We start from the raw sequence: 3,415 nt of genomic DNA, 5'->3' as shown, positions 1-3,415 counted from the left end.
CGAGAGACTCTCTCGCGGCTTTCCTCCGGGCTTCCCTTCGGTGTTTCCGACTCTATCAGACCTTTCCGGTCCGATTTCCTCGGTGCTTTCCAGGTCCCCGCTCTCGCGTTTCCCTTTCCGGCGGTCCGACTTTATCAGAAGTTCTTGGCCGGTCTGACCGGCGCTCATTCTGAGTAATCGGAAGGGCTTCTCGGGAATCGAAGTCCTCAAGAAGCAGCTAGATCCTAACCGTCACCCGGGGCGCATGTCCACCTCTAGGCAACTGTTTGAATCTACCTCCCCACCGTCGCCGTGTCAACAGCTCTTGCGGGGCGAGGAGGAGACTAGCAGCTCAAGGACCGTGTCCGCACATCAGGCGGCGGTCGGCACGGTGGAGCTGCGTTCGGCCGCCTCGACGTCTCCCGTGACACCGGCGCGCGCGGCACGGCCGCCAAGGACGTAGACGTACGTGAGGAAGGCCAGCTCGGCGGCGATTCCGATGGCTATGCGGGTCCAAGTGGGCAGGCCGGACGGGGTCACGAAGCCTTCGATGGCGCCCGAGACGAAGAGGACCAGGGCGAGGCCGATCGCCATGCCCACAGCGGCACGGCCCTCCTCGGCGAGGGCCGTGCGGCGGCTGCGCGGGCCGGGGTCGATGAGGGTCCAGCCGAGGCGGAGTCCCGTTCCGGCCGCGACAAAGACCGCGGTGAGTTCCAGCAGGCCGTGCGGGAGGACCAGGCCGAGGAAGGTGTCGAGCCGGCCGGCCGAGGACATCAGGCCGAAGCCGACGCCCAGGTTGAGCATGTTCTCGAAGAGGATCCAGAGGACCGGAAGGCCCAGGAAAACGCCGAGGACCAGGCACATCGCGGCAGCCTGGGCGTTGTTCGTCCACACCTGGGCGGCGAAGGAGGCGGCGGGATGGCTCGAGTAGTACGTCTCGTACTCGCCGCCGGGGCGGGTGAGCTCCCGCAGCTGACTGGGAGCCGCTATGGAGGACTGCACCTCCGGGTGCGTACCGATCCACCAGCCCAGCAGGACCGCTATCACCGTGGACACGAGAGCAGTGGGCACCCACCAGTGGCGCGAGCGGTAGACGGCGGCGGGGAATCCCTGTCCGAGGAACCGGGTGACATCGCGCCAGGAGGCGCGGCGGGTTCCTGTCACGGCACTGCGCGCGCGTGCGACGAGTTGGCTGAGCCGGCCGGTGAGCTGGGGGTCGGGGGCGCTTGACTGGATCAGCGAGAGGTGGGTGGCGGTGCGCTGGTAGAGGGCGACGAGTTCGTCGGCTTCCACGCCGGTGAGGCGGCGCTGACGACGGAGCAGCGCGTCGAGACGGTCCCACTCGGCTCGGTGGCCGGAGACGAAGACGTCGAGGTCCATCGGGTCTGTCTGCTCCTCGGCTGGTCGTCGGCTGCCCGTCGGTCTCGGGACCACTCGTCGGTCATGGACCCTTGTGATGACTGTCAGCTTGTCGTACTGGGGCGCGATGTGCCCTCAGCTTGGCAGACTTGCGGTTCTCGGGGCAGACCAGGAAGGGCGGCGGGCGTGAGTGAGCTGGTGACGGGCGAGGCGGTGGCGCTCGAGTTGCGCCCCGCGAGGCTGCCCAGCAGGGCGCTGGCGGTGTTGCTGGACCTGGTCGTGGCCGTGATCGCCTACGTGGCCGTGGTCACGGCGATGGTGGCGGCGACGTCGTCGTTGGACGAGGCGGCGCAGGTCGCACTGTCGATCGCCAGCTTTCTGTTGGTACTGGTGGGCGGGCCGATCGCGGTGGAGACGCTCAGTCATGGGCGTTCGCTGGGGAAGCTGGCGCTCGGGCTCCGTGTGGTGCGGGACGACGGTGGACCGATCCGGTTCCGGCACGCGCTGGTACGGGGTGCGGTCGGGATGGTCGAGATTCTGATGACGTTCGGTGTCGTCGCCTGTATCGCCTCGCTGGTGTCCGCGCGCGGGCGGCGGCTCGGGGACGTCTTCGCGGGCACCTTGGTGGTGCGGGAGCGGGTGCCGACCGGGCAGGGGCATTTCGTTCCTCCGCCGCCTCCCTGGCTGGCGGGGCGCTTTTCGGGGCTCGATCTGTCGGCGGTTCCGGATGGTCTGTGGCTTGCCGTCCGTCAGTACCTGACGCGGATGCAGCAGCTTGATCCGCAGGTCGGCTGGGCCATGGCGGATCGGCTCGCGGCCGACCTGGCGGCTCGTACGGGGGCTCCGGCGCCGCAGGGCGTTCCGCCGGCCGCGTATCTGGCGGCCGTGCTGAACGAGCGGCAGGCCCGTGAGGCCCGGCGGGCGTTCGGCGGTCCGGTGGGGAGCGTCGGGCCGGGCGTTGGTGATGCGCCCGTCTTCTCGGCGGGTATGCCCGGCGCCTACGCCCCACCGGCTCCGCAGCCGATCGCGCCGCCGGCCCATCGGCCCCAGCCGCCTGTCCAACCGCCGCTGCCGCCCCTCCACCGGCCTCAGCCACCTGTCTCACAGCCCCAGCCGTCAGCCGAGCGGCCGACCACCCGTTTCGTACCGCCGGCGTAGCCGGGCGTCGACCCTGCTCAGCCGAAGACCGACGGCGGCGACTCCAGCTCCTCCAGCTCGATGCCGGGCGCGGCGAGCACCACGTCCCCGGCGATGTGCACGGTGTGCCGCTCGCCCGTGTCCAGGGCTGTGACCTGGTACTCGTCCACGGTCAGGGGGCCGTTGTCAGTGGCGTGTGTTTCTCTTTCCACCAAGGCCCAGGACTGGTCCACGGTGCGCGGGGCGAGGACCGGGTCCGTGAGGGCGACGAGGCGTACGCGGGTCGCGGTGGCGGAAGGGGTGAGGCGCAGGAGCCGGGCGGTGGCGATCAGGAACGCGGGGGACGTGCCGGTGAAGGCGTGGGCGCGCACATTGCCCTCGGTGGCATGAGTGCCGGTGGGGTCGGTGCGGACCCAGGTGACGCCGTCGAGGGCGGCGCCGCGCACCTGCCAGTCACCCGCGTGCAGTTCGAGTCGGATGGGGCGGCCGAGTTCGTCGAGGGTGAGGTCGACGGAGCCGCTGTGGTCGCCCGAGGGGGTGGTCAGCCGGGAGACATAGCGCCAGCCGGACGGGCCGGGGGCGCACTGGAAGTGCTCTTCTGCGAAGGGGGTGTGATCGTGCGGATCGTGGAGCGAATAACGGCCGCGGGGCATGGGGGTCCTGGGTCTTGACGGGCTGATGGTCCGGCCAGGGCTGCTGGTCCGGCCAAAGGGGCAGGCCCCCGGCACGGGGGTGCGGGGGCCTGCCTCGGAGGACCTGCCGGTGGGGAGGGCCCGTCAGTGCACGGACGTGCTCTCCCCGGCGGGCGGGGGCTACGGAGTCAGTGGCTCAGTAGCTCCAGCGACTCAGTAGCGGTAGTGGTCCGGCTTGTACGGGCCCTCGACGTCCACGCCGATGTACGCGGCCTGCTCCGGGCGCAGCGTGGTGAGCCTGACGCCGA

General features: G+C 70.3%; 4 protein-coding genes. 1 reads left to right on the top strand and 3 read right to left on the bottom strand.

Annotated elements, in window-relative coordinates:
• Positions 1-351 precede the first annotated feature (351 nt).
• The gene (locus ACIBBH_RS42450; protein ID WP_399414342.1) at positions 352-1,359 is read right to left on the bottom strand and encodes a stage II sporulation protein M; all 1,008 of its coding nucleotides are present in this window, start codon (positions 1,357-1,359) and stop codon (positions 352-354) included.
• A gap of 165 nt (positions 1,360-1,524) precedes the next feature.
• Here ACIBBH_RS42450 and ACIBBH_RS42445 point away from each other — a divergent pair, with 165 nt between their 5' ends.
• Entirely contained in the window at positions 1,525-2,496 is a 972-nt protein-coding gene (locus ACIBBH_RS42445; RefSeq protein ID WP_399414339.1) for an RDD family protein, read from the top strand.
• A gap of 17 nt (positions 2,497-2,513) precedes the next feature.
• Here the strand turns inward: ACIBBH_RS42445 and ACIBBH_RS42440 are convergent, their stop codons facing one another.
• Positions 2,514-3,128, bottom strand: coding sequence for a hypothetical protein (locus ACIBBH_RS42440; RefSeq protein ID WP_399414337.1), 615 nt, complete (start codon positions 3,126-3,128; stop codon positions 2,514-2,516).
• A gap of 192 nt (positions 3,129-3,320) precedes the next feature.
• The coding region (locus tag ACIBBH_RS42435; RefSeq protein WP_399407603.1) for an adenosylhomocysteinase at positions 3,321-3,415 on the bottom strand (95 nt) is incomplete at its 5' end.

Origin of the sequence: Streptomyces sp. NPDC051636, from assembly GCF_044453765.1 — a bacterium.
Lineage (GTDB): Bacteria > Actinomycetota > Actinomycetes > Streptomycetales > Streptomycetaceae > Streptomyces.
The sequence above is the reverse complement of the archived record's forward strand: the minus strand, read 5'-3'. Positions and strand labels throughout refer to the sequence as shown.

Excerpts from the sequence above, each read along its gene's own strand:
- ACIBBH_RS42450 (WP_399414342.1), bottom strand. The coding sequence starts at position 1,359 with ATGGACCTCGACGTCTTCGTCTCCGGCCACCGAGCCGAGTGGGACCGT.
- ACIBBH_RS42440 (WP_399414337.1), bottom strand. The coding sequence starts at position 3,128 with ATGCCCCGCGGCCGTTATTCGCTCCACGATCCGCACGATCACACCCCC.